Here is a 25,130-nt window from a genome sequence, read left to right on the forward strand (position 1 = left end):
AGGTTTGCAATAGTGAAGTCTAAACATTAAGAAGGAAGGTGCATAAAAAATGTCTATTTTACAAATTGGTGCTGGTGGTGTTGGTTGGGTTGTTGCTCATAAAGCGGCTCAAAATAATGATGTTCTTGGTGATATTACTTTAGCCTCTCGTACGATAGGCAAGTGCGAGAAAATTATTGAGTCAATTAAGGGAAAGAACAACTTAAAAGATTCCTCTAAAAAATTAGAAGCTCGATTTGTAGATGCTGACGATGTTGCCTCTTTAGTCGCATTAATTAATGAAGTAAAACCTGACTTGGTTATTAATGCTGGTCCTCCTTGGGTTAACGTCACCATTATGGAGGCGTGTTACCAAACAAAAGTGTCTTACCTTGATACATCCGTTGCGGTCGATTTATGCAGTGAAGGCCAACAAGTGCCAGAAGCATACGATCCACAATGGGCATTTCGTGAAAAATTTGCACAAGCGGGTATTACCGGCATTTTAGGCGCAGGTTTTGATCCTGGTGTGGTGAGTGTCTTTGCCGCTTACGCGGTGAAACACTTATTTGATGAAATTGACACCATTGATGTAATGGATGTGAATGCTGGCGATCACGGTAAGAAGTTTGCGACCAACTTTGACCCAGAAACTAATATGTTAGAAATCCAAGGGGATTCTTTTTATTGGGAAAATGGTGAGTGGAAACAAGTGGCTTGTCACACTCGTATGCTTGAATTTGATTTTCCGAATTGTGGTGAGTTTAAAGTGTACTCAATGGCGCATGATGAAGTTCGTTCAATGCAGGAGTTCATTCCAGCTAAGCGCATCGAATTCTGGATGGGTTTTGGGGATACTTATTTAAACTACTTCAACTGCATGAAAGATATAGGCTTGCTAAGCCCAGATCCTGTTACCTTGCAAGATGGTACTGTGGTTGAACCATTAAAAGTATTAAAAGCGTTATTGCCTGATCCAACCTCTTTAGCTCCGGGCTATACGGGGAAAACCTGTATTGGTACTTGGGTGCAAGGCACAAAAGATGGCAAAGCTCGTAGTGTATTTATTTATAATAATGCGGATCACGAAGTGGCTTACCAAGATGTTGAGCACCAAGCGATTGCTTATACCACGGGAGTTCCTGCTATTACTGCAGCATTACAATACTTTAATGGTAGTTGGAATCAAGCGGGCGTGTTTAACATGGAACAACTTGATCCTGATATGTTCTTAGAGACGATGCCAAAAATAGGTCTTGATTGGCATGTTCAAGAACTAGAGCCGGGTCAGCCTAAGATTAATATCTTAAAATAAACGTTACCGAATTATCTATTGAAAAAACAGCCATGTGACTATCTCATGGCTGTTTGTTTATCACTCCTTATTGATTGAGAACTTTCTATGCAAAACAATCTCCCAACCCCTTATTTCATGATTGATGAAGATAAGCTGATCCATAATCTTGAAATTGCTAAAAAACTCAAAGAATTAAGCGGTGTAAAGCTGGTACTCGCCCTTAAATGTTTCTCGACTTGGGGCGTATTTGACGTTATTAAGCCTTATTTAGATGGCACAACGAGTAGCGGCCCTTATGAAGTTAAGCTTGGTTACGAAACCTTTGGTAAAGAAACACACGCTTATAGTGTGGGTTACAGCGAAGACGATGTAAAATCAGTCGTCGGTATGTGTGATAAGATGATTTTCAATTCATTAAGTCAACTTGATGCCCATCGTCATTTAGTGGAAGGTAAGGCATCAATTGGCGTGCGTTTAAATCCCGGTGTGAGCCGTGCAGGGCAAGACTTAGCGGATCCCGCTCGTCAATTCTCACGTTTAGGGGTTCAAGAAGATCAATTAAATGCGGAACTATTTGATTCTCTTGATGGTGTGATGTTTCACATGAACTGTGAGAATAAATCTGCCGACGACTTTATCTCTTTACTAGACAGTATTTCACAACGTTTCGGCACTTATCTCGATAAGCTAGATTGGGTAAGTTTAGGCGGTGGGGTGTTTTTTACTTGGCCGGGTTATGAGGTTGAAAAACTCGCACAAGCCTTAAAGCAGTTTAGTGAGAAACATGGTGTTCAACTCTATTTAGAGCCGGGCGAAGCCATCATTACCAAAACCGCTGATCTAGTGGTGACGGTGGTTGATGTGGTTGAAAACGGCATGAAAACAGCGATTGTGGACTCTGCCACTGAAGCGCATCGCCTTGATACTTTGATATACAATGAACCTGCCACCATTGGTGAAGCCACAGAAAATGGTGAGTTTGAGTATGTGATCGGTTCGTGTTCTTGCCTTGCCGGGGATCAATTTTGCGTGGCGAAATTTGATAAGCCTTTAGAAATTGGACAACGTTTGCATATTATTGATAGTGCAGGTTATACCATGGTGAAGTTAAATTGGTTTAATGGGTTAAAAATGCCAAGCGTGTATTACAAACGCTCTAATGACGATATTCAAAAGCTGAACGAATTTGGCTATGATGATTTCAAGCGATCTTTGTCACAATGGTCGGTACATTAGTCAATCAGTAGTAAAATAATTGAATAATAAGCGGTTAGAATGAAAGTTTTAGCCGCTTTTTTGTGTCTATTAAGCTTGTGAACCACAAATAATATAAACAAAGGAATATGGAATGCGGTATCTCAAAGAAAATAGGCAAGACGGACATGGTGAAAATCAAGCGAAAACATTGAAAAAATTTTTAATTGAACATCAATCTGAATTTGAATATAGCTTAATTCCTAATATGGATCACATTGATCATCGAGCGTTAAATGAAAAGGGGATTGAGATCTTAGAAGTGAACTATCTTACTGATAATCGCTATTCACTAGTCTATCAATATGATTGGTTCGTTTTTAGTGGTTGTACAAATACTGATATTGCTGGCACTGAAAAGAATAAGGTTACTTTAAAGTTGTCAGAAAGTGGCGATGTTATTTTTGATCTCTCAGCTTTAGGGAATTAATTTAATCGGTTTCGTTGATCACTCTAGTGCCAACACTGATAGCTTGTAATTCTGAAATAATATCTTGAATATTGGTATCCGATGGGAGCTGAATACTGAGGCGAGAGGTGAACATTCCTTCTTGAATGCCAGACTTCCCTGCTAAAAAGACTCGATGACTATGTATGCTTAATATTTGAGCTCGCTCTTTTTCAAGAGTGTGAGTAATTTCACTCAGGATGCCTGAATGCTCGTTAGAATCAAAGCGTAAATCATAGATATCGTCTTCAGGATGCTGTATTGATGTAGCAATAGCAAAGTGCGCATTTAGGTTAGGTTCTGATGAGAATGCTCTCTGAATGCTGTCGACTTGGTTTGAAGGGCATTCAATTTTGATAAGGCCGGCAACTTGCTTATCAAGATAGTTTATTTTACTGACTAACCAACGAGCTCCGCTTTGATGACTGGCCAGTGCCAATTGTTTCAAAACAGAAGGTTGTGCCTCACCTGAAAAGTTGACAATAAAAACAGTCGTGTCAGTCATAAGTATATCCTCGAAAATAAGAAGACAGCCCACATTATTCAGTTATCTAAACATTCCGTAGAATCTTCTAAGGTGATTTTATATCTTTCTGGATTTTTTATTTAGTGTGTTTCTTTATTAGTGTATATAGCAACTTCAAAAAAGCATCATGATAGCCTCAATTTTTTTCATATATTTAGTTTGTAGCAATAGTATTAAAACGACTTTTATTGAAATAATTAAAAGTGTAAAGACAAATTGAGTGACACAAATTGAGAGTCTAATGGTGCACCGGAGCTTAATGCAAAATTGGCTGCGTTTTTATTGCCAAACCAAGGTGTTGTATTGAAACTAGCCTCTGCATCTGCTCCCCATGAGTCGGTAACCCAATGGTGAATATGACCAACAGGATTTAGAAAGAATAAGCTAATCACGCCTAATGTAGTGGAACCAAAAATTTCACTGTCCATTTCCGTGATTAAGTAATGTTCCATTTTATACATGCCTTCCCCAACCATTGCCCCGAAAAAAGGAGTGATGAATAAATCCTGCCAAGACGGCACTTCTGCAAAGGCTTCGACGCCATACTCCCAGAAAAAAGTCGACATAGTGAATGAGTAAAGAAAAGAATCGAATTCATTAAAACCAGAATGACGGGCTACGGTATAATAAACCCCGCCAAAATAGGGATGCATAACGTAATTTAAGTAATGAGCATCTTCATCCCAAACGGGGCCTTCGGATACGTTTTCTTTCCACTTATTGCCTAAGCCACTTAAGGAACGTTGCTCACTGTCCCATTTCGTCACGCTTTCTGGTAGTAATGTCATTAAACCAACCGTTGCAACGCTCAAACCTAAAATAGTGTAGGTTTGATCTAATAGGTATTCCCAATCTCTTTCATCGGAAGTCTGTAAATAGCGTGGTATGCTGTTGTTATCGAATAGCGGGTTTGCATTAAGATTAAGTGAGAATTCTTTATTTGGTTTTGGTGGCTGACAGTAAGTTTCGTTTGCAATATTAGTTGCGCAACTCACTTGATAAGTTAGTTGATCATATTGAAAGACAGAATCGTAGGAAGAAGGTGTTGCTAATGCAACGGTAGGAATACTCGCCATTAATGTTAATAAGGCAGATTTATTCACACAAGGTTTCCTTATCTTTCGAGGTAGATAGTTAGGCGTTTTTATTCGTTTTTAAATGAATTACTTATTATAAACTAGTACTTAAAAAAAAATCGATGTTCTATGACATTCTTATATTAATAAGGGTAAGGTATTTAGTTTATCAATACGATACGTAGGGAGGTTAATTTATGGTCAAGATATCAATGTTGAGTACAGGCGAGGAGGTATTACACGGTGACATTGTGGATACCAATGCTTCTTGGCTGTCTGAAGTGTTTTTTGAGCACGGTTTTGCATTAAATTATCGAAGCACCATTGGTGATCAATTAGACGAATTGAGAGATGAAATCATTTCATTAAGTGAACGTAATGATGTGGTTATTGTTAATGGTGGTCTAGGCCCTACGAGTGATGATTTAAGTGCGTTAGCAGCAGCTCAAGCAGCTGGAGTTGAGTTGAAGTTGAGTCAACATTGGTTAGATACCATTACGGAATACTTTTCTCGAATTAACAGACCAATGGCTGACAGCAATATTAAGCAAGCAATGCTACCTGAAGGTGCAAGCGTTATTGATAATCCTGTAGGCACGGCTTGTGGTTTTAGCATTGAATTAAATGGCGCCATGGTTATGTTTACCCCAGGCGTACCATTTGAATTTAAAAAGATGGTAAGAGATGAAATTCTACCGAAATTAAAATTATGTTTTCCAAACGTGAAACGCTTAGTGTGCAATAAAATTTATACTTTTGGGCTCGGGGAGTCTGGTATTGCAGATGCTTTGTCTTCTCTTGATATTCCTGAAGCATTCAGCTTAGGTTACCGTTCATACATGCCATTTATAGAAGTGAAAGTATTTAGCCCACACTCGGATTCAAATATTGAGATGGTTTTAACAGCCATCACAGAACGATTAAAAAATTATGTTTTAGGTATTAATCAACCATTGATCGATGTTATTGGTGAAGGGTTAACGAATAAACAATGGCAGCTATCGATACTTGAGCAAGTAACCGGTGGTGAAGTCGCTCGACAGATGTATCAATCCGAAAGGTCTCAGCAGTCATTTGTACAGAGTGTTGTGGATAATCAAGCTGAACCGTTGGCTGAGTTAAGCGATGCTATTTTATTGAATAACGAGTACCGCTTAGAGACTCAGTCTCATGCCTGTTTAGCGAACTTTAAACTAGAAGATGGCAGTATTGGTTTAGCATTAAGCAGTCAACTTGGAAACTACGCACAAAATATTATGTTTAAGCGTGACTATCCGATTAAAGCTCAGCAAGTATTAATTGCCACCGTTTTATTGGATATGCTAAGGCGACATATGAATGGCGAATCGCCTAGTATCGAATTTGGACATTTTGAAACATTATCCACTATTGAGAAAACTGATGAATGTAGATAAAGCTAAAAAGCGCATTGCAAAAAAAGTAAAAAATGGCTTCAAAGGTTATCCTTTGGTGACGATCACCTATTTTGGGCGCGATAAAAATATGGCGACAGAAGTCACTATTAGTTATTTACAAGATGAAAATGAAGAGCTTCAAGTACAAAGATTCAAGTGTGAAAATGAGATTAGAGAAGACGAAGTGATTCAATCGGTTCTTTTAAAGATCATTGAACGTTCGGATTCGATGAGCGTTGTGGAGCTAGATGGTGTCATACCTTTATAGTGCGTATATATTATGATGTATAACACCTTATAAATACTAAGCTTTTCATGTTGAGTATTTGCTCACTTGTTCTATTTTGGTGTCTTTCATGACATTGACATGACAAATGGGGTGGGAGTTTTTCATAATGTTCGTTGATAATTTAAAGTGAGATTGTTATGAAATTATCAACATTGATTCCAGCGTTACCCATTTTGCTTGTTACTTCTTCTGTTTACGCTGCTGATGATACTATCACACCTAATGATAGCGGTGAATTTAGTGGTGGGGCGAAACTTGGTTTTATTTATTCTAATGCATCGACTAGTTCAACATCATTGAATTCTGGAGCATGGCTAAAATATGAAAAAGCTAAGTGGACGAATGATTTTAAAGCCAGTACTTATTATACGAAATCGTCTGACTCTGAAGATGATGGAACAAATAAGTACTCATTAGGGTATAAGTTGTCTTATCAAATAGCTGAAAGCTACAATGCATTTATTGATAATGAATATGTTCATGATCAGTTTGAAACTTATCGAGAAGTGTATTCAGTGACAGCTGGTATAGAAAAAGCACTGATTAAAACGAAGACAACGCAACTGAATATTGGTGGCGGTCCAGGTTATCGTTACAATAAAAGACAGCCGAATGATGTTGATGCACCAAATAAAGTTAGCGAAGATGTGATTGCTAATGCTTTCATTAATGGTAAAACACAATTGACAGATAGCCTCTCAGTGGGCGGAGATGCGGATGTCGATTACGGTGAATCAAATACAACGTATACTTTTGGTGCGAATTTAAGTAATAAATTAGTAGGGGATGTAGCTTTAGTTTTGGATGCTCAATATATCTATAATACGGATGTAGCTTCAAATAAAAGTAATGATGAAGTCTATACCACTGTGAGCATTAGCTACGATTTTTAATGGTAGGAATAATAAAGTCTTAATACGCGATAGCTGCCAAAGTTATTCACTATGTAAAAAGCGCCAAATCTTGTAGGATTTGGCGCTTTTTCTTAATGTGATATCTAAAGATTATCTACGCGTGTTTTTTGACGGGTTGTTGATAGCGCACATTATTTAATATCACATCCGATTTAGCTTTGCATATACAAGGTAAAATTTCTTTCGGGTGCATAGATGCAAGTGCAAAACCTACATATTCCACTTCGCCGGATAACAATTCGCATTTACAGGCACCACAATGACCATCTCGACATTGAAATTCGGGCTCTAGACCTGCTTGCTCCATTGCTTCTAACAAAGTGTTAGAAGCGCTAGTAGTGAGTTGTGTTATGTGATTGATTTGCACTTTTTTCATATTTTATAAAGCCCGTTAAAGCTCAAAATCACCAAAGTCATCAGAGTCAATCTCGTTGTCAATTTGACCAACTAAGTATGAACTGATTTCAGCTTCTTGTGGGGCAACTTGAACGTTATCTGAAGATAGCCATGCATTAATCCAAGGAATTGGATTGCTGGTTGCAGCAGGGTATGCCATGCCAAGTCCAACCGCTTGCATACGAATATTGGTGATGTACTCAACATACTGACAAAGAATATCTTTGTTTAAGCCAATCATTGAGCCGTCTTTAAATAGGTATTCTGCCCATTCTTTTTCTTGTTCAGCTGCTTGTTTAAAGAGATCGAAGCATTCTTGTTTGCATTCCTCAGCGATTTGAACAAAAGCAAAATCATCTTGCCCATTACGCAAAATGTTAAGCATGTGCTGCGTACCAGTAAGATGGAGAGCTTCATCACGAGCGATTAGTTTAATAATTTTTGCGTTACCTTCCATTAATTCACGCTCTGCAAAAGCAAATGAACAAGCAAAGCTGACGTAAAAACGAATGGCTTCTAACGCATTGACTGACATCAAGCATAAGTACAACTGTTTTTTTAGTTCATGTAGATTAACAGTAACCGTTTCACCATTGAGTATATGTGAGCCTTCACCGTAGCGGTGGTAATCGTTTGTTAGACGGATCAGCTCATCATAATAATGTGCAATATCTTTTGCACGCTTAACAATGTGCTCATTTTCAACAATATCGTCAAATACAACACTTGGATTATTGACAATATTACGAATGATATGAGTATAAGAACGAGAATGGATAGTTTCAGAGAAAGACCATGTTTCAATCCACGTTTCCAATTCAGGTAAAGAAACTAACGGAAGAAGGGCTACGTTCGGGCTACGACCTTGAATCGAATCAAGTAATGTCTGATATTTTAAATTACTGATGAAAATATGCTTTTCATGCTCAGGTAGCTTGTTGTAATCAATTCGGTCACTTGATACGTCCACTTCTTCTGGACGCCAAAAAAATGAAAGTTGCTTTTCGATTAATTTTTCGAAGATCTCGAATTTTTGTTGGTCGTAACGAGCAACATTGACGGACTGACCTAAAAACATAGGTTCTTTTAGTTGATCGTTTTTATTCTGATTAAAGATACTGTAAGCCATGTTAACCTCTTAAATGAACGGCGATCCTCACCACTCATGCGTCACTTATTTGGTTATGGTAAGCGACATGTATTTTTACCATTGATGGTAATTTTTAATGAAAGTAGCCTGCAATGAAAGCAGGCTACTTAATGTCATGAAAAATGATTAGATCTTACAAGCACCGCCTGCACAGTCGTCATCTTCTTGTTCAATAACCACACCTGAGTCGTTCTGGTCATCGCTAGCACCGTCACGAGTGTTATGGTAGTACAAAGTTTTCAAACCATATTTGTAAGCAGTCAGTAGGTCTTGCAACAACAATTTCATTGGTACTTTACCATTAGGTTGCACACTAGGGTCGTAGTTAGTGTTAGCCGAAATAGACTGGTCAACGAACTTTTGCATGATACCCACAAGTTGCAAGTAACCTGTATTTGATGGGATTTTCCACAGTAATTCGTACTGGTTTTTCAGCGCTTGGTATTCAGGTACCACTTGTTTCAAAATCCCATCTTTTGAGGCTTTTACGGATACAAAGCCACGCGGTGGCTCTATGCCGTTTGTTGCATTTGAAATCTGTGAAGACGTTTCAGATGGCATTAGCGCCGTTAACGTCGAGTTGCGTAGACCATGAGTGGTGATTTCGCTACGTAATGTTTCCCAATCAAGATGAAGAGGCTCATGACAGATCGAATCTAAATCTTTCTTATAAGAATCAATTGGCAAAATACCTTTAGCGTAAGTTGTCTCGTTGAAAGAAGGACAAGCTCCTTTCTCTTTCGCTAATTCTACTGATGCTTTTAGTAAGTAATATTGAATAGCTTCAAAGGTGCGATGAGTAAGGCCATTAGCGCTACCATCAGAATATTTTACGCCATTTTTCGCAAGGTAATAAGCGTAGTTGATCACACCAACACCAAGAGTACGACGGTTCATTGTTGCTTTGCGAGCCGCTGGTAGAGGGTAATCTTGATAATCTAATAAAGCATCTAAAGCGCGAACGACTAAATCGGAAAGTTCTTTAAAATCGTTTAAAGATTTAATTTCACCAAGGTTAAAGGCTGAAAGGGTACACAGAGCAATTTCACCTTCGTCGTCATCAACATTACTTAATGGTTTTGTTGGAAGCGCAATTTCTAAACATAAATTAGATTGACGAACTGGTGCCACACTAGGATCAAATGGGCTGTGCGTATTACAATGATCGACGTTCTGAATGTAGATGCGGCCAGTTGAAGCACGTTCTTGCATAAGCAGTGAGAATAAGTCGACCGCTTTCACCGTTTCACGTTTGATTGAGTTATCGGCTTCATATTTCACATACAATTCTTCAAATTTATCTTGATCTTCAAAGAAAGCATCATAAAGGCCAGGAACATCAGAAGGTGAAAATAAGCTTATATGGCTGCCTTTAATTAAGCGCGAGTACATTAGTTTGTTTAACTGAACACCATAATCCATATGGCGAACTCGGTTCTCTTCGACACCACGGTTATTCTTCAATACAAGTAGAGATTGAACTTCACCATGCCAAAGTGGGTAGAACATTGTCGCAGCACCACCACGCACACCACCTTGAGAACAACACTTCACCGCGGTCTGGAAATATTTATAAAATGGGATACAGCCCGTGTGGAATGCTTCACCATTACGAATTTCCGAGCCTAGTGCACGAATGCGACCTGCGTTGATACCGATCCCTGCGCGTTGAGAGACATAACGCACAATCGCACTTGCTGTTGCATTGATAGAATCAAGGCTATCACCACATTCAATCAATACACATGAGCTGAATTGACGGGTAGGGGTACGTACACCAGCCATGATTGGTGTTGGCAGTGAGATCTTAAAAGTAGAGACCGCATCATAGAAACGCTTAATATAATCTAAACGCGTTTCTTGTGGGTATTTAGCAAATAGGCAAGCGGCAACCAAAATGTATAAAAATTGTGCACTTTCGTAAATTTCTTTGGTAACACGATTCTGGACGAAGTACTTACCTTCCAATTGTTTGACAGCGGCATACGAGAAGTTCATATCACGATTATGATCAATCATATTATCAATGATTTGGAATTCTTCAGTCGTGTAATCTTCTAATAGATGCTTATCATATTTTCCCATATCGACCAATTTTGATACATGATCAAACAACTTTGGTGGTTCAAATTGACCATAAGCTTTTTTACGAAGATGGAATACTGCTAATCGAGCAGCTAAATATTGATAATCAGGGGTTTGCTCTGAAATAAGGTCTGCTGCAGATTTTATGATGGTTTCATGGATATCCGATGTCGTTATCCCATCATAAAATTGAATGTGAGCTTTTAATTCGACTTGAGAAACGGAAACATTTTCTAGGCCTTCCGCAGCCCAGGTGATCACTCTGTGGATCTTTTCAAGATCAATCGTTTCTTTGCACCCGCCACGCTTAGTGACTGTCAATTGTTCGTTCATTCGACTTGAGTTCCCTAACTAAAATTATAACAAGCTGCAAAACTGAATAGTTGTGGTTATTGGCAAGCTTAATTGGTGATCTCGCTCTACCCTGGCAGAGAGGTAGAAACACTACATATTGGGTTATCCCAACAGATGAGTTACAAGATAGTGCGAAAAGGTGCAGTTTTCAAGTTACGAAAATGTTATCTCTTGTGGATAACATTGGGATAGAAAATTTTCTGTAAGTAGCCACTAACCTTTACAAATAGGTATTACTTGAAGCAAGCTTTTTCTTAATTTGAAAGTGTTGTTTTTCTATTCGATCAAAAAAATATTTATCTTGATCTTTACTGTGAAATGATCACAAAAATGAATGATTTAATAATGAGCGATCAAGCACATTTTTTGGTTGCAAAGATGTAAAAAGCGCAGGAGAAAATTCCTACGCTATTAAGTTTATTTATTGCTTTAAAAGTAGTCCATGATTACTTATTGGTAAGTTGAGTATGAACAATATAGTTAACATCAACATTTTGGCCTAAAGAATAACCGTCAGTAAGAGGATTATATTTCAAACCAGTCATTGCTTGTTCTTGAAGTGGAGTATGATCAACCATTTTTAATAGTTCTGATGGTTTGATGAACTTAGCGTGTTCATGCGTTCCTTTAGGAACGATTTTCATTATTTGTTCAGCGCCAACAATAGCAAATAGATAAGATTTTATATTTCGATTTAGCGTGGAAAAAAATACATGTCCGCCAGGTTTTACTAATTTTGCGCAGGCTTGAATAACAGACAAAGGATCTGGAACGTGCTCAAGCATTTCCATGCAGGTGACGACATCGTAAGTTTGTGGGTTCTGTTGGGCATGATCTTCGATAGTACTTTGTATATAAGAAAGAGAGACACCGGCTTCCAAAGCATGCAGCCTTGCCACTTCTAAGGGCTCTTTACCCATATCAAGACCTGTGACTGTAGCGCCTTCTTTTGCCATACTTTCTGCCAGAATGCCACCACCACAACCAACATCGAGGATTGTTTTACCAAAGAGGCCGTTAGCTTTGTCTAAAACGAAGTTAAGACGCAGAGGGTTAATTTGATGTAATGGTTTGAATTCACCATTCAAATCCCACCAACGAGAAGCCATATCTTCAAATTTTTTGATTTCAGCAGGATCAACATTTTGTTTAGTCGTCATTTTGATCATTCTTTGAGTAATTAACCAACTGATATTATAACAGGAAACAATGGCTCAAGAAAATGACGACTTTCTTCAACTCTTGATGAAAAGTGATTGAAAAAATGCATAAAACTGAATCTAGTTCAATTTTTCTACAGTTAAAGCGTGAACTTGGCATCAAGTGATTAAAACCCCCATGAAATAGATGCCGAGTTGTAGATTTTTGTGTTATATTTTTACACCTTGTGCGTATCGCTATTTTAAAGCTATTTTACAGCTTTTACTGAAATCACGCGATCAAAAAGAATAGAGGGATAATGGCTCTATGAGCGATTTAGCTAAACAAATTACGCCAGTAAACATTGAAGATGAGCTGAAAAGTTCATATCTTGATTATGCGATGTCTGTCATCGTGGGTCGTGCACTTCCAGATGTTCGTGATGGTTTGAAGCCGGTTCACCGCCGTGTTTTATTTGCGATGAACGTTCTTGGTAACGATTGGAATAAGGCCTATAAAAAATCAGCCCGTGTGGTTGGTGACGTAATCGGTAAATATCACCCACATGGTGATAGTGCGGTTTATGACACTATTGTACGTATGGCTCAGCCATTCTCACTTCGTTATATGCTTGTTGATGGACAAGGTAACTTCGGTTCGATTGATGGTGATTCTGCCGCAGCAATGCGTTACACCGAAGTTCGCATGTCTAAAATTGCACACGAACTTCTTGCCGACCTTGAAAAAGAAACCGTAGATTACGTCGATAACTACGATGGCACTGAACAGATCCCTGCGGTGCTTCCAACTAAAATTCCTAACCTTTTGGTTAACGGTGCTTCGGGCATCGCCGTTGGTATGGCAACAAACATTCCACCGCATAACTTGGGTGAAGTACTCGATGGTTGCTTGGCTTATATCAATAATGAAGATGTGACCATTGATGAATTAATGGAATACATCCCTGGACCTGACTTTCCGACAGCAGCACTTATCAGTGGTCGTAAAGGTATCATCGATGCTTATAAAACAGGGCGCGGTAAAGTTTATATGCGTTCTAAAGCTCACATTGATGTTGAAGCAAATGGTCGCGAAACTATCGTTGTGACCGAGATTCCATATCAAGTAAACAAAGCTCGTGTGATTGAAAAAATTGCAGAGTTAGTGAAAGATAAAAAAGTGGAAGGCATTAGTGCTCTACGTGATGAGTCTGATAAAGACGGTATGCGTATTGTTATTGAATGTAAGCGTGATGCGGTTGGTGAAGTGGTTCTGAACAACCTTTACGCTCAAACACAACTTCAAACGACTTTCGGCATTAACATGGTTGCGCTAGATAATGGCCAGCCGAAGCTGTTCAACTTGAAAGAAATGTTGAAGTGCTTTGTGGACCACCGCCGTGAAGTTGTGACTCGTCGTACTATCTTTGAATTACGTAAAGCTCGTGATCGTGCTCATATTCTTGAAGCATTAGCGCTAGCGCTTTCTAACATTGACGACATCATTGAATTGATTAAAGCCGCTCCAACACCTGCAGAAGCAAAACTTGGTTTAGTTTCTCGTGGTTGGGCGCTTGGTGATGTAGCTGGAATGCTTGAGCGTGCTGGAACGGATGCTGCTCGCCCTGATTGGTTAGAAGATGAGTACGGCATCCGCGATGGCTTGTATTTCCTGACTGAGCAACAAGCACAAGCGATTCTTGAATTACGTCTACATCGTTTAACTGGTTTAGAACACGAGAAGATTCTAGACGAATATAAAGCATTACTTGATGAAATTGCAGAATTGATTCATATCCTTTCAAGTACAGAACGCTTGATGGAAGTGATTCGTGAAGAATTAGAAGCCGTTCGAGAAGGTTTTGGGGACGCTCGTCGTACCGAAATCACTGCCGCTGTGCATGATATCGATATGGAAGAATTGATTGCACAAGAAGATGTAGTCGTTACGCTTTCTCATGAAGGTTACGTTAAATACCAAATTCTAAGCGATTACGAAGCACAACGTCGAGGTGGTAAAGGTAAGAGTGCGACTAAGATGAAAGATGAAGATTTCATCGAACGTTTATTAGTTGCAAATACTCACGATAATATTTTGTGCTTCTCTACTCGTGGTAAAACGTATCGCTTGAAAACGTATCAATTGCCGTTTGCTAGCCGTAATGCACGTGGTAAACCAATTGTGAATATTCTTCCATTAGAAGAAAATGAACGTATTACCGCTATTTTGCGTGTTGATGAATTCTCTGATGATAAGTTTATCTTTATGGCAACCGGTGATGGTACCGTTAAGAAAACCTCACTTTCTAGCTTTGCTAATGTCCGTGCTAATGGTTTGATTGCTGTTAACTTACGTGACGATGATTCACTTATTGGGGTTGATATTACGTCGGGCTCTGATGAAATCATGCTGTTCTCGAAAGAGGGTAAAGTGGTTCGCTTTAGTGAAGAGCATGTCCGTGCGATGGGACGTACTGCTTCTGGTGTTCGCGGTATTCGTTTAGCCGAAGGCGATCAAGTGGTTTCACTTATTGTGCCAGTTAATGATGGCGGTGACGTTCTAACGGTAACTGAAAATGGTTATGGTAAGCGTACAGTTATTACTGAATACCCAACTAAAGGTCGTGGCACAAAAGGTGTGGTATCGATTAAGGTTTCTGAGCGTAATGGACAAGTGGTTGGTGCCGTTCAGGCGCTGGGCGCGGATGAGTTCATGATGATCACGAATGCTGGCACTTTGGTTCGTACTCGTGTTTCTGAAGTTAGCCAAGTTGGCCGTAACACTCAAGGTGTCACGCTGATTCGTACTTCAGAAGGTGAGAAAGTAGTTGGTTTACAACGGATTGAAGAAGTTGAAGATGATGAGATCCTTATTGATGGTGAATTAAACACCGAAAATATGGATGCGACTGAGTCTGAAAACGATGTATCGCCTGAAAACGATGAAACTGACTCGAACGATGAAGACTAAGCATAAGCCTTAAGGCTAGTGATTTATGATACTGAACCGGAAGCTTTAGGCTTCCGGTTTTTTTGTATTCAACGATCATTAATCGTTTAAAATCAGAATATCTTTTCTTATATACCGAATGAAAGTGGTAATATAGGTTGATAATCTGTTGTACTATATTTCTCGTCGCAGTTTTTCTTGATTACTCTATTTAATGTTATATTATAACAAAATTGATTTTTAACGTGACTTATCCCACACTTTTTAGGTGTCATTAGTGAGGAGGGGAGTCATATCAATCGCGATGACGAATAAAATAATAAGAAGTGAGAATAATATGGCTGAAGTTCGTGCCAGAGTGGATTTTAAGGTCGGCTCTAAAAGTGATATTGATGCGGAAATTTTATCTTTTCATGGCCTCAAGACGGATAAAGAGCACGTTGCAATCATTTTTCAATCTGCCGATAAATCAGATCATGCTCCACTAGTTCGTATGCACTCTGAATGCTTAACCGGTGATGTCTTTCATTCATCTCGTTGTGATTGTGGTGAGCAATTGGATGAAACTATTATAAAGATGGGCCAACATGGCGGTATTTTGTTGTATTTACGACAGGAAGGACGTGGCATTGGTCTGTATAATAAAATTGATGCATATCGCCTTCAAAGTGAAGGTATGAATACCTATGAAGCCAATAACCATCTGGGTTTTGGTGATGATTTACGTGATTTTTCAGAAGCCGCTGAGATGCTAAAAGCGTTAGACGTAATGAAAATAAAGCTTATTACTAACAATCCTAAAAAAATGAAAGAGCTGCAAGAGTTCGGTATTGAATTAGAGGAAGTGATTCCAACTCATGTTCATATTAAGCTTGGCAATGAAAGCTATTTAAAAGCAAAAGCGTCACATGGTAAACACAGGCTTAAATTCGAAAAATAAACGAATTCTCAAACGAGAAATAGTCATCTAATTATATGATATTAAACCTCAATTATTATATTGAGGTTTTTTTATGTCTTGTTATTTATGGAGCTACTATTTAATCTATTAAAGTATTAGTCAATGTTTTTATATGTCACAGTTGTAAATTTTCTGTAACTAAGTATGATTCAAAAACTACATCAAATGATAATAATTTTCACTATCATCCGTATTTGTTTCAGGGAAGACTTATGTTTAAAGAAAACATGTTAAAAATTAGAGCATCTTATATTATTACATCTGCTTTATTAATGAGCAGCCATTCAGCTATAGCAGCAGTAGATCAAAAAAATGTTGTTGAAAATTATACGGATATTGCTTACGCCGTTTTCGATGATGCTTATATTACTGCGAAAAAACTACAGTTATCTGTCAATGCGCTTGTGAAAACCCCGTCAAAACAAACTTTAGATCAAGCTCGTGAAGCTTGGTTAGCATCGCGTGTACCCTATCAACAATCTGAAACTTTCCGTTTTGGTAACGCAATCGTTGATGATTGGGAAGGACAATTAAATGCGTGGCCACTTGATGAGGGGTTAATTGATTATGTTGCCAAAGGTTACCATTTTGAGTTGGGAAATGAAGGTGCACAAGCCAATATTATTGCTAACTCGTCCATTCAAGTTGGTGCTAATAAAATTGATGCATCTAAGATCACTCCTGAATTACTTGCTAATTTAAATGAACTTGCTGGTTCAGAAGCGAATGTTGCGACTGGATATCATGCCATCGAATTTTTATTATGGGGGCAAGACTTACATGGGACACAAGCTGGAGCAGGAGAACGTCCATATACGGATTATGTAATAGGCAAGGAGTGTACAAATGGTCACTGTGATCGCCGGGCACAATACCTTGAAGCCGCAGCAGCCTTATTGGTACAAGATTTAGAATGGATGAAGGGGCAGTGGTCATCTGAGATTAAAGACAATTACCGTACCGAACTATTAAAACAACCTGCTCAAGATGGCATTCGTAAGATGATGTTTGGTATGGGATCGCTTTCTTTAGGTGAGCTTGCTGGTGAGCGCATGAAAGTAGCATTGGAAGCTAATTCAACCGAAGATGAGCATGATTGCTTCTCGGACAACACCCATAACTCTCATTTTTATAATGAACAAGGCATTTATAATGTTTTTAATGGCAGTTACACCCGAGTTGATGGTTCCGTTGTAAAAGGCGCAAGTATTAAAGATTTAGTAGCAGATAAAAATGCCGAAGAGGCAAAACAAATTGCCGTTCAGTTTGATAAAACACGTAAACAAGTTTACACCTTAGTTGATTCAGCTGAAAAAAATAATCAACATTTTGATCAACTTATTGCAGCAAATAATAAAGCGGGTAATGACTTAGTAAACGCGGCTATTCAGTCTTTAGTCAAGCAAACGGAAGCTATTGAAAAAGCAGCAAGCGTCATTGGTATAACGAGCTTAAGCCCAGACAATGCCGATCATGAATTTTAATCTTTAGAAAATGGAAAAGGGCTCGTATTATGAGCCCTTACAGGATGTACCATGAAACTTTCTTTTCTTATTGCCCTTTTTTGTTTCACTCTTCCTACAACTTCAATGGCTTATGGTATAAAGTCTGGTGGTGATACCAGTACGAATAAGCAAGGTGGTAACGCCTATTCTATGCCATCAAATAATTTACCAATAACAAAACGTTTGGATTTCAGTGTGGGTAACAGTTTTTTTCGTAACCCATGGGTTCAAGCACCATCAACAACCGATGCACGAGATGGATTAGGCCCACTATTTAATACCAACGGTTGTCAAAACTGTCACATTAAAGATGGGCGAGGTCACCCACCAGAAGAGGGGGAAAACCAAGCCGTTTCAATGCTTGTCAGGATGAGTATTCCTGCGCTAACCCAAGCGCAAAAAAAACAATTAATAGTGACGGGTGTTATTCCTGAGCCAACTTATGGTGATCAACTGGAAGATTTCGCGATTCCTAATGCGAAGCCTGAAGGAAAAATAACCGTTGAGTACACTAAATTTTATGTGAATTTTAGCGATGGTGAAAAAGTTGAATTAAGAAAGCCTAAGTTGATATTGCATGACTTAGCTTACGGTGAACTACATCCAGATACTATGTTGTCTGCGCGTATTGCTCCACCAATGATAGGGTTGGGATTATTGGAATCCGTTTCGGTTGAAACCCTAAAAAAATTAGCGAGGCAGCAGAAACAAGAAAACCAAGGTATCACGGGCAGGCTGAATGAAGTTTGGAATGTTCAGACTCACTCAACCACCATTGGACGCTTCGGATGGAAAGCGGGACAACCGACACTTATTCAGCAAGATGCTGCGGCTTTTAATGGTGATTTGGGTATCACTAGCACTCTATTTCCGATCGAAAATTGCTCACCAAGACAAACCATATGTTCAGAACGGCCTAATGGAAACAGCCAAGATGATGACGGCGTTGAAGTGAGTAATAAAATATTAAACTTTGTTGAATTCTACTCACAACACTTAGCCGTACCTATTCGAAGAAATACTGGCAACCCCGAAGTGCAACGTGGACAAATTTTATTTGATGAGATTGGGTGCGCCTCATGCCATGTCCCGGAGCTTAAAACAACGAAGCGAGATGAATTACCAGCGTTATCAGAGCAAACGATTCATCCTTATTCTGACATGCTTCTACATGATATGGGTGAAGGCTTAGCTGATGGTCGCCCAGAGTTTTTGGCTAACGGAAATGAATGGCGCACACCGCCGTTATGGGGTATCGGATATACCGAAGAAGTGAATGGACACACTTACTTTTTGCATGATGGTCGCGCCAGAAATTTAATGGAAGCGGTTTTATGGCATGGTGGTGAAGCTGAAATGTCTAAAAATAAAGTTTTGAATTTAAGTAAACCAGATCGCATGGCATTAATTTCTTTTTTAAATTCGTTATGAAAATCATTTCCTGGAGTTCTTATGTTCAAAATAACCCCTATGTTTAAAATAATAGCAGCGGTTATCTCTGTTGGAGTGTTGAGCGGCGCTGTTTACTACGCCTCTTCAACGGACTCGACCTATAAAGGTATTGTTGCTTCAAATGGACAACAACAAGTATACCAACTAGAAAAGCAGTTTTCGCTTCAGTTTTTATCGTCAGCGAAAAATCTACATATAATGATTTCTCAATATTGCCAAGCTAAATCCACGATGTCACTTGATCAAGTACAATCAGCGTGGCTTGACTCTATAAAGGCCTGGATGCCATTGCAGGGGCAAGCAAAAGGTCCTAAAGAAGCAGTCTCATTAGGTTGGAATATACAATTTTGGCCAGATAAGAAAAACATTACCGGCAGAAAGATGGAACAGATTTTACAAGATAAAGCGTTGTGGAATTCAAAATCTATCGCAGAACAGAGTGTGACGGTTCAGGGGGTAGGTGGTTTGGAGTGGTTATTATTTGACGCTCAATCTGAGTTTTCTAAAGGTGATAAATCTTCTTGTCCGTTAGTTTTAGCGGTTAGTGAGAACGTAGAGCACAATGCGGCAATTATTGATCAGCAATGGCAAGTCAACCCTTGGGCATCCTACGATGATCAGCAATGGCAAGCGGAATATTTTGGTTTGTTAATGAACCAGTTGGATTTTTTATTACAAAAGATGAGCCGACCATTAGCAAAAATTGCTCATCCACGACCTTATTTTTCAGAAGCTTGGCGTTCTAAGCAGTCTCTCATGTTAATGAAAGTGAATGTAGAGGCGCTTCGTAAGCTCTATCTTGCCAAAGGAAATGGCTTAGATGCCCAATTAAGGCAACATGAAAATATGGATCTTGCGAACCGGTTGCTGGCTCAATTTGATCTTACGATTAGCACTTGGCCAAGAGAAACGAGCTTGTTTGAGATGCTGCAAACCAAAGAAGGTTATAAACAAGCACTGGTTCAATACAACAAACTCGAGCGTCTTAAGTATTTAATACATGATGAAGTCGCAGTAGAGCTTGGTATCGTTGTTGGCTTTAACTCAACGGATGGGGATTAAACTTGTGCCTTATAAGGTCAGCGTAAAAAAACAAGACCCATTATTTGATGCTAAACGACGAAAATTACTGTCGCTGGCAGCGATTGGCAGCGGAGCCGCTGTATTAGGAGGACTGAGTTGGTTGTATCAGAAGAACAACCAATATAATCGTGGCACTTTAATTGGGAACTCTGTCGGTTTCAATAAGCAATTTCATAGCGTAGTCGCTGACTGGCAAGGCCATCCACTTTTTAGGATCCCACTGCCTGAAAGAGCGCATGGTGTTGCAATTAGCCAATTGAGCCGTATGGGGTTTTCAGATGCTGTGGCGTTTGCTCGTCGTCCCGGTAGTTATTTTCAGGTATTTGATTATAAAACTGGGGATATAAAGCAATTAATACAAGCTGAACCTAATCGACATTTTTATGGTCATGGCGTGTTTAGCCTTGATGGTCGGTATTTATTGGCAACACAAGGGGTGAAAGAAACCAGCCAAGGGTTGATTGGTGTCTATGATGTGTCTGACAACTATAAAAAAATCGATGAATGGCACGGAATAGGAATTGGTCCTCATGAAATTATTCGTTTAAATAATGGTAGTTATGCTGTTGGTGTTGGCGGTGTTCATACCAATGGTCGTGAGCCGTTAAACCTCGACACCATGCGGCCATCGCTAACTCGTCTTGATATAAGCGGTAATATAACAAGCCAAGTTGGATTGGAAGATAAAAGGCTAAGTATTCGGCATTTAGGTTACGATCAACATGATTTAATTTTATGTGGACAGCAATATCGAGGTGAACCTGATGATTACCCTTCTTTAATTGCCATGCAAAGAGGTGACGAGGAATTAATGCCGTTAAATGCTGAACCAGAAGAGTGGGCAATGTTTAAGCATTATATTGCGAGTATTGCAGTGGTCGATGATTATGTACTTACTACCTCTCCTCCGGGAAATTGTTATGGTATTTGGTCTATTTCGAAGAATAAATTATTAGAGCTGAATCCATTACCTGATGCCTCTGGCGTGGTCGCTCATCAAGGTCATTTTTTTGTTAGTTCAGGTTCTGGCGAAGTGGTTAACCGATCACCTTTCGATGCTATTCAAAGACATAATTCGACCGTACGTTGGGATAATCACTGGAATGCGATCCCTCTTTAGCTTAACTTGAGCGATGCTGCTAACTTGTTAATTCATGCCTTAACTGGCATAGTTTGGCTATAAAATGGTTCGATAGACATAATGTCGAACATGTTTGGTCATTAATTTCGATGAGTTAGTCTATGAGCCTTCAATATCAATCTATTCCTGTTACTCCTTTTCAACAAAATTGCTCTATTGTCTGGTGCGATCAAACCATGAAGGGGGTGATTGTCGATCCCGGAGGTGAAGTGAATCATTTAATCGCTATTATCAATACACTGGGTGTTGAATTGGAAAAAATTGTTTTAACTCATGGTCATCTTGATCATGTTGGAGGAACGCCTGAATTAAAAACTGCAATGAATGTACCCGTTATTGGCCCACATATTGATGATGCATTTTGGTTGCAAGGTTTAATGAATCAAAGCCAGATGTTTGGATTCCCCCCAATCGATCCATTTGAGCCAACACAGTGGCTACAAGAGGGTGATAGCATCGTATTTGGTAAAGAAGTCCTTCAAGTTATCCACACTCCAGGTCATACTCCTGGGCATGTTATTTTATACAGCGAATCTGCTCAAATCGCATTCGTTGGGGATGTGCTATTTAATGGTGCTATTGGTCGTACTGATTTCCCTAAAGGGGATTATCAAACCCTGATTAACAGCATAAAAAATAAGTTGTGGCCTTTAGGGAATGATGTACGTTTTATTCCAGGGCATGGGCCAGAATCAACGTTTGGACAGGAACGTAAAACCAACCCATTCGTTGCTGACGAAATGCCTTTGTACTAGGGGCTTAACCTTTCGTAGTTATTTTTTGATTGGAATGGCTGGCGGCAAGATAGCGGCGAGCCATTCCAATAAATTCTTCTTTCGGTTTAATTAAATCACCTTCCGCTATAAATAAATCAAATCCCCACAGCTCTTTTTGTATTGCCATTCTATGGGCTAACATTGCTTGTAAACCTAATAAGCGTTTTCCGCTGGGTAAAAGGTAAGGGGGATCTTTCATGACATGATCTTCAAATTCACGTTGCCTGCCATGCTGTTTCAGACCCAGAAGCAATAAACTGCGTTGGTGAAGAAGAATTTGGGTAATGATCTTCGGGCTCATACGTTCAATACAGCTTTGGTAATCTTTAATTTCAATACCAATCCATGGGATAGGAGTACACCAACCCTGAAAATCATATTTACATTCATCTATTCTTTTCATATTCGTCCAATGTAAAACCCAACCCCCTTTGAATAAGTGCTGTTGAAAGTGTGTTTCGGTGAAGGTGAAACCTAAATTTTGCCCATACACGTATTGCCCGAGAGCAAATAATATTAGCAATATGGAAACAAAAAATAGTGAAGCAACTTTAAGGTTGGTTAAATTTTCAATTATAAAGCTAATGATTAATATAGCGGCCCAAACCGTATATTTTAACCATAAAGGAATATGAGGCTGTGGTTGAAAAAGGTGTGTGGTCTGCATTCTACCTCTAAGATTAAAGTGTGGTATGAATATGCTGTGCTACAGTTATAGTGCAGCTATCTAAATGTATTTAAGTTTAGTATGGAAGTAAATATGACATAAAAAAGAACAATTTGTGTATGTCAGTAACAATGATTGAGATATAGGAGTCCAAGTTGCAGATGATCGATGTTTTTAAGCTCATTTAAATAAAATATTGACAAATTAGTTTGTTTTTTAATCAAGTGCTGTGAATTTGATTTTATTTTTGTTATAACTCCGTTCAACATTTTTTTACCACACTAAATATAGTGATTTGTGGAGAACTTCTATGAGACTTGCTCATAAGCGCAACATACAACTTAAACTTAAAAAAACAATAAAAGCGACTAAAGCAACCACTGAAAAAACAGTAAAAACGGTTAAGCCTAAAGCCGAAAAAGTCGTAACAAAAACGAAAACAGTTGCGGCTAAAGTTGAAAAAGTTGCCACCGCTGCTGTTGAAGCTGCAGTAGAAGCCTCAAAAGATGTAAAACTAACACCGAAGCAGCAACAAGTATTAGATATCGTCGCTGTAAATTCTGATGGTATTAGCCCTAAAAATATAGGCCTTGAAGCGGGACAAGAAGATTCAAAAGCAGCCGCTTGGGCGACAGGCGGCTTGAAAAAACTCGTTGAAGAAAATCTTGTTGTTAAAGAAACGGCAGGAAATAAAGTCATCTATAAACTAGTTTAATCGCTGGTGGATTGAAACTTTAGTCCGACGCTATTAAAGAAAACCCCTCACTTTCATCAAAGTGAGGGGTTTTCTTTTATAAAAGAGAATAAAGTTGACAAAGATAAGCTGACTAAGGTCGCAATTTGTTAAATTAGAGATCATTAATGCTTAGGATGATACTTAGATAAAAATACGTACTGGTAAAATTAAAGTTGTAAATAAATAATTGATAATAAATATTATTATTTTAACATTAAGTATAAATACGTAGTTAATTGGCTCTTTTTCACTATAGGACATCCATTTTTCTTTATTTTTGTTACGTAATTGTCCTGATTTGAAAACAAAGAAACTCTCTTAACCTTTGATTGCATTTTTATAATAACAAAGGACGTTACAATGAGTGTAATTGAAAGGATAACGAAGAGTGCGTTGAAAAAAACCTTGCTTGTTGTTGTAGCAACAGGAGTAATGTTTTCCACTCAAGCTTTTGCTGCTGAAAAAGTCTATCGCCTAAAGCTTGCTGAAACTTGGGGGCCTAATTTTCCAATTTTTGGTGATGCGACAAAGAACATGGCGAAGATGGCGAATGAAATGTCCAATGGTCGTTTGCAAATTCGAATTGATTCCGCTAACAAACACAAAGCGCCACTCGGTGTGTTTGATATGGTGAAATCTGGTCAATATGATATGGGACATTCAGGCTCTTATTACTGGAAAGGCAAAGTACCCAACACTTTATATTTCACTTCGATGCCTTTTGGTATGTTGCCTGCTGAACAATATGCTTGGTTTTATTACGGCGGTGGGATGGAATTAATGGAGAAAGTTTATAGCCCACATAACTTAATGTCATTTCCTGGTGGTAATACTGAGTTTCAAATGGGAGGCTGGTTTCAAAAAGAAATTAATACCATTGATGATCTTAAAGGTTTGAAAATGCGTATTCCGGGATTTGCAGGTGAAGTCATGGCAGAAGTTGGCGCGAAACCCACCAATATAGCCCCTGGTGAATTATATACCGCATTAGAGCGCCGAACTATTGATGCATTAGAGTGGGTCGGCCCATCATTAGATCTACGTATGGGCTTTCATAAGATTGCTCCTTACTATTATACCGGTTGGCATGAGCCTGGGTCGGAACTGCAATTTCTGGTGAATAAAAAAGTATGGGAAAAACTACCTGCTGATTTACAAGAGATTCTACGAATTTCCATGAAAACGGCGGCTTATGATATGTATGTGCAAGCTGTGCATGAAAGTGGCAAAAACTGGGTATCGATTAAAACGGAATACCCAAATGTTAAAGTAAAAAATTTCCCACCAGAAGTCATGGATGCACTACGCGCTGCAAATGACAAGCTATTGAAAGAACACGCCGCACAAGATCCTTTGGCAAAAGAAATTCAAGCGTCGCAAGCCGCTTATTTAAAACAGGTTCGTGCTTGGACCGATATTTCAACGAAAGCTTATTTGGATAACGAAGCTAAGTAATTTCTCGCGATGATAACGATAAACCGTAAAGCCTTTGTACCATTGAAAACGTTGGCTTTACGGTTTTTTATGATCGAAATGG

The 25,130-nt window shown here is 38.9% G+C and carries 21 protein-coding genes and 1 pseudogene; 15 read left to right on the forward strand and 7 right to left on the reverse strand.

Annotation, left to right across the window (positions count from 1 at the left end; all coding sequences use genetic code 11):
- The first annotated feature begins 49 nt into the window (after positions 1-49).
- The 3 genes from VCASEI_RS06255 to VCASEI_RS06265 all read left to right on the forward strand — a co-directional run bounded on the left by VCASEI_RS06255 (position 50) and on the right by VCASEI_RS06265 (position 2,960).
- The gene (locus tag VCASEI_RS06255; protein WP_086958251.1) at positions 50-1,294 is read left to right on the forward strand and encodes a carboxynorspermidine synthase; all 1,245 of its coding nucleotides are present in this window, start codon (positions 50-52) and stop codon (positions 1,292-1,294) included.
- Between the two features lie 87 nt (positions 1,295-1,381).
- Positions 1,382-2,512, forward strand: coding sequence for a carboxynorspermidine decarboxylase (gene nspC / locus VCASEI_RS06260; RefSeq protein ID WP_086958254.1), 1,131 nt, complete (start codon positions 1,382-1,384; stop codon positions 2,510-2,512).
- A gap of 112 nt (positions 2,513-2,624) precedes the next feature.
- Positions 2,625-2,960, forward strand: coding sequence for a hypothetical protein (locus VCASEI_RS06265; RefSeq protein ID WP_086958255.1), 336 nt, complete (start codon positions 2,625-2,627; stop codon positions 2,958-2,960).
- A 1-nt stretch (position 2,961) separates the two neighbouring features.
- On the opposite strand, the gene VCASEI_RS06270 is transcribed toward VCASEI_RS06265, so the two are convergent.
- Both VCASEI_RS06270 and VCASEI_RS06275 read right to left on the reverse strand, forming a co-directional pair.
- Positions 2,962-3,483, reverse strand: a complete 522-nt coding sequence (locus VCASEI_RS06270) for an ACT domain-containing protein (protein WP_086958258.1) — start codon at positions 3,481-3,483, stop codon at positions 2,962-2,964.
- A 218-nt stretch (positions 3,484-3,701) separates the two neighbouring features.
- Complete coding sequence (locus VCASEI_RS06275; protein WP_238321394.1) at positions 3,702-4,607, reverse strand: DUF3943 domain-containing protein; 906 nt, start codon at positions 4,605-4,607, stop codon at positions 3,702-3,704.
- A 170-nt stretch (positions 4,608-4,777) separates the two neighbouring features.
- On the opposite strand from VCASEI_RS06275, the gene VCASEI_RS06280 reads away from it, so the two are divergent.
- The 3 genes from VCASEI_RS06280 (at position 4,778) to VCASEI_RS06290 (ending at position 7,177) form a co-directional block, all read left to right on the forward strand.
- Positions 4,778-5,995, forward strand: a complete 1,218-nt coding sequence (locus VCASEI_RS06280) for a CinA family nicotinamide mononucleotide deamidase-related protein (protein WP_089110931.1) — start codon at positions 4,778-4,780, stop codon at positions 5,993-5,995.
- The gene (locus VCASEI_RS06285) at positions 5,982-6,263 is read left to right on the forward strand and encodes a hypothetical protein (protein ID WP_086958261.1); all 282 of its coding nucleotides are present in this window, start codon (positions 5,982-5,984) and stop codon (positions 6,261-6,263) included. The genes VCASEI_RS06280 and VCASEI_RS06285 overlap by 14 nt, the downstream gene beginning before the upstream one ends.
- A gap of 158 nt (positions 6,264-6,421) precedes the next feature.
- On the forward strand, positions 6,422-7,177 hold the full coding sequence (locus VCASEI_RS06290; protein ID WP_086958263.1) for a DUF481 domain-containing protein: 756 nt from the start codon (positions 6,422-6,424) through the stop codon (positions 7,175-7,177).
- 115 nt (positions 7,178-7,292) lie between these two features.
- Here the strand turns inward: VCASEI_RS06290 and yfaE are convergent, their stop codons facing one another.
- From yfaE to ubiG, 4 genes are all read right to left on the reverse strand, one after another.
- Entirely contained in the window at positions 7,293-7,574 is a 282-nt protein-coding gene (gene yfaE / locus VCASEI_RS06295) for a class I ribonucleotide reductase maintenance protein YfaE (RefSeq protein WP_086958265.1), read from the reverse strand.
- A gap of 15 nt (positions 7,575-7,589) precedes the next feature.
- Positions 7,590-8,723 (reverse strand): class Ia ribonucleoside-diphosphate reductase subunit beta, encoded by a 1,134-nt coding sequence (gene nrdB, locus VCASEI_RS06300; protein WP_086958267.1) that lies wholly within the window; start codon positions 8,721-8,723, stop codon positions 7,590-7,592.
- A gap of 147 nt (positions 8,724-8,870) precedes the next feature.
- Complete coding sequence (nrdA, locus tag VCASEI_RS06305) at positions 8,871-11,162, reverse strand: class 1a ribonucleoside-diphosphate reductase subunit alpha (RefSeq protein WP_086958269.1); 2,292 nt, start codon at positions 11,160-11,162, stop codon at positions 8,871-8,873.
- Between the two features lie 467 nt (positions 11,163-11,629).
- Positions 11,630-12,343: a bifunctional 2-polyprenyl-6-hydroxyphenol methylase/3-demethylubiquinol 3-O-methyltransferase UbiG gene (gene ubiG / locus VCASEI_RS06310; protein WP_086958270.1), complete on the reverse strand. Its 714-nt coding sequence runs from the start codon at positions 12,341-12,343 to the stop codon at positions 11,630-11,632.
- A 307-nt stretch (positions 12,344-12,650) separates the two neighbouring features.
- Here ubiG and gyrA point away from each other — a divergent pair, with 307 nt between their 5' ends.
- The 7 genes from gyrA to VCASEI_RS06345 all read left to right on the forward strand — a co-directional run bounded on the left by gyrA (position 12,651) and on the right by VCASEI_RS06345 (position 22,169).
- Positions 12,651-15,293, forward strand: coding sequence for a DNA topoisomerase (ATP-hydrolyzing) subunit A (gyrA, locus tag VCASEI_RS06315; RefSeq protein ID WP_086958272.1), 2,643 nt, complete (start codon positions 12,651-12,653; stop codon positions 15,291-15,293).
- 316 nt (positions 15,294-15,609) lie between these two features.
- Complete coding sequence (locus VCASEI_RS06320) at positions 15,610-16,212, forward strand: GTP cyclohydrolase II (protein WP_086958274.1); 603 nt, start codon at positions 15,610-15,612, stop codon at positions 16,210-16,212.
- 233 nt (positions 16,213-16,445) lie between these two features.
- Complete coding sequence (locus VCASEI_RS06325; RefSeq protein ID WP_226983378.1) at positions 16,446-17,717, forward strand: imelysin family protein; 1,272 nt, start codon at positions 16,446-16,448, stop codon at positions 17,715-17,717.
- A 51-nt stretch (positions 17,718-17,768) separates the two neighbouring features.
- Complete coding sequence (locus tag VCASEI_RS06330) at positions 17,769-19,169, forward strand: di-heme oxidoreductase family protein (protein ID WP_089110932.1); 1,401 nt, start codon at positions 17,769-17,771, stop codon at positions 19,167-19,169.
- Positions 19,170-19,190: 21 nt separating this feature from the next.
- Positions 19,191-20,252 carry an imelysin family protein gene (locus VCASEI_RS06335; RefSeq protein ID WP_226983377.1) on the forward strand — a complete coding sequence of 354 codons (1,062 nt, stop codon included), beginning with the start codon at positions 19,191-19,193 and terminating at the stop codon, positions 20,250-20,252.
- Positions 20,242-21,393: a DUF1513 domain-containing protein gene (locus VCASEI_RS06340; protein ID WP_089110933.1), complete on the forward strand. Its 1,152-nt coding sequence runs from the start codon at positions 20,242-20,244 to the stop codon at positions 21,391-21,393. The genes VCASEI_RS06335 and VCASEI_RS06340 overlap by 11 nt, the downstream gene beginning before the upstream one ends.
- A gap of 122 nt (positions 21,394-21,515) precedes the next feature.
- Positions 21,516-22,169, forward strand: coding sequence for an MBL fold metallo-hydrolase (locus tag VCASEI_RS06345; RefSeq protein WP_086958280.1), 654 nt, complete (start codon positions 21,516-21,518; stop codon positions 22,167-22,169).
- Positions 22,170-22,173: 4 nt separating this feature from the next.
- Here the strand turns inward: VCASEI_RS06345 and VCASEI_RS06350 are convergent, their stop codons facing one another.
- Positions 22,174-22,857: a DUF2982 domain-containing protein gene (locus VCASEI_RS06350; protein WP_086958282.1), complete on the reverse strand. Its 684-nt coding sequence runs from the start codon at positions 22,855-22,857 to the stop codon at positions 22,174-22,176.
- A 310-nt stretch (positions 22,858-23,167) separates the two neighbouring features.
- On the opposite strand from VCASEI_RS06350, the gene VCASEI_RS06355 reads away from it, so the two are divergent.
- On the forward strand, positions 23,168-23,572 hold the full coding sequence (locus VCASEI_RS06355; RefSeq protein WP_086958284.1) for a MarR family transcriptional regulator: 405 nt from the start codon (positions 23,168-23,170) through the stop codon (positions 23,570-23,572).
- Between the two features lie 462 nt (positions 23,573-24,034).
- Positions 24,035-25,048: pseudogene (locus VCASEI_RS06360) on the forward strand (TRAP transporter substrate-binding protein); the annotation flags it as partial.
- Between the last annotated feature and the right edge of the window lie 82 nt (positions 25,049-25,130).

The organism is Vibrio casei, assembly GCF_002218025.2.
In the GTDB taxonomy this organism is placed as follows: Bacteria; Pseudomonadota; Gammaproteobacteria; order Enterobacterales; family Vibrionaceae; genus Vibrio; species Vibrio casei.

Coding starts and splice junctions, on each gene's coding strand:
- gyrA (WP_086958272.1), top strand. CDS start 12,651: ATGAGCGATTTAGCTAAACAAATTACGCCAGTAAACATTGAAGATGAG.
- ubiG (WP_086958270.1), bottom strand. CDS start 12,343: ATGACGACTAAACAAAATGTTGATCCTGCTGAAATCAAAAAATTTGAA.
- VCASEI_RS06280 (WP_089110931.1), top strand. CDS start 4,778: ATGGTCAAGATATCAATGTTGAGTACAGGCGAGGAGGTATTACACGGT.
- VCASEI_RS06255 (WP_086958251.1), top strand. CDS start 50: ATGTCTATTTTACAAATTGGTGCTGGTGGTGTTGGTTGGGTTGTTGCT.
- VCASEI_RS06340 (WP_089110933.1), top strand. CDS start 20,242: ATGGGGATTAAACTTGTGCCTTATAAGGTCAGCGTAAAAAAACAAGAC.
- VCASEI_RS06320 (WP_086958274.1), top strand. CDS start 15,610: ATGGCTGAAGTTCGTGCCAGAGTGGATTTTAAGGTCGGCTCTAAAAGT.
- yfaE (WP_086958265.1), bottom strand. CDS start 7,574: ATGAAAAAAGTGCAAATCAATCACATAACACAACTCACTACTAGCGCT.
- VCASEI_RS06265 (WP_086958255.1), top strand. CDS start 2,625: ATGCGGTATCTCAAAGAAAATAGGCAAGACGGACATGGTGAAAATCAA.
- VCASEI_RS06325 (WP_226983378.1), top strand. CDS start 16,446: ATGTTTAAAGAAAACATGTTAAAAATTAGAGCATCTTATATTATTACA.
- VCASEI_RS06290 (WP_086958263.1), top strand. CDS start 6,422: ATGAAATTATCAACATTGATTCCAGCGTTACCCATTTTGCTTGTTACT.
- VCASEI_RS06285 (WP_086958261.1), top strand. CDS start 5,982: ATGAATGTAGATAAAGCTAAAAAGCGCATTGCAAAAAAAGTAAAAAAT.
- VCASEI_RS06355 (WP_086958284.1), top strand. CDS start 23,168: ATGAGACTTGCTCATAAGCGCAACATACAACTTAAACTTAAAAAAACA.
- nspC (WP_086958254.1), top strand. CDS start 1,382: ATGCAAAACAATCTCCCAACCCCTTATTTCATGATTGATGAAGATAAG.
- nrdA (WP_086958269.1), bottom strand. CDS start 11,162: ATGAACGAACAATTGACAGTCACTAAGCGTGGCGGGTGCAAAGAAACG.
- VCASEI_RS06270 (WP_086958258.1), bottom strand. CDS start 3,483: ATGACTGACACGACTGTTTTTATTGTCAACTTTTCAGGTGAGGCACAA.
- nrdB (WP_086958267.1), bottom strand. CDS start 8,723: ATGGCTTACAGTATCTTTAATCAGAATAAAAACGATCAACTAAAAGAA.
- VCASEI_RS06330 (WP_089110932.1), top strand. CDS start 17,769: ATGAAACTTTCTTTTCTTATTGCCCTTTTTTGTTTCACTCTTCCTACA.
- VCASEI_RS06345 (WP_086958280.1), top strand. CDS start 21,516: ATGAGCCTTCAATATCAATCTATTCCTGTTACTCCTTTTCAACAAAAT.
- VCASEI_RS06335 (WP_226983377.1), top strand. CDS start 19,191: ATGTTCAAAATAACCCCTATGTTTAAAATAATAGCAGCGGTTATCTCT.
- VCASEI_RS06350 (WP_086958282.1), bottom strand. CDS start 22,857: ATGCAGACCACACACCTTTTTCAACCACAGCCTCATATTCCTTTATGG.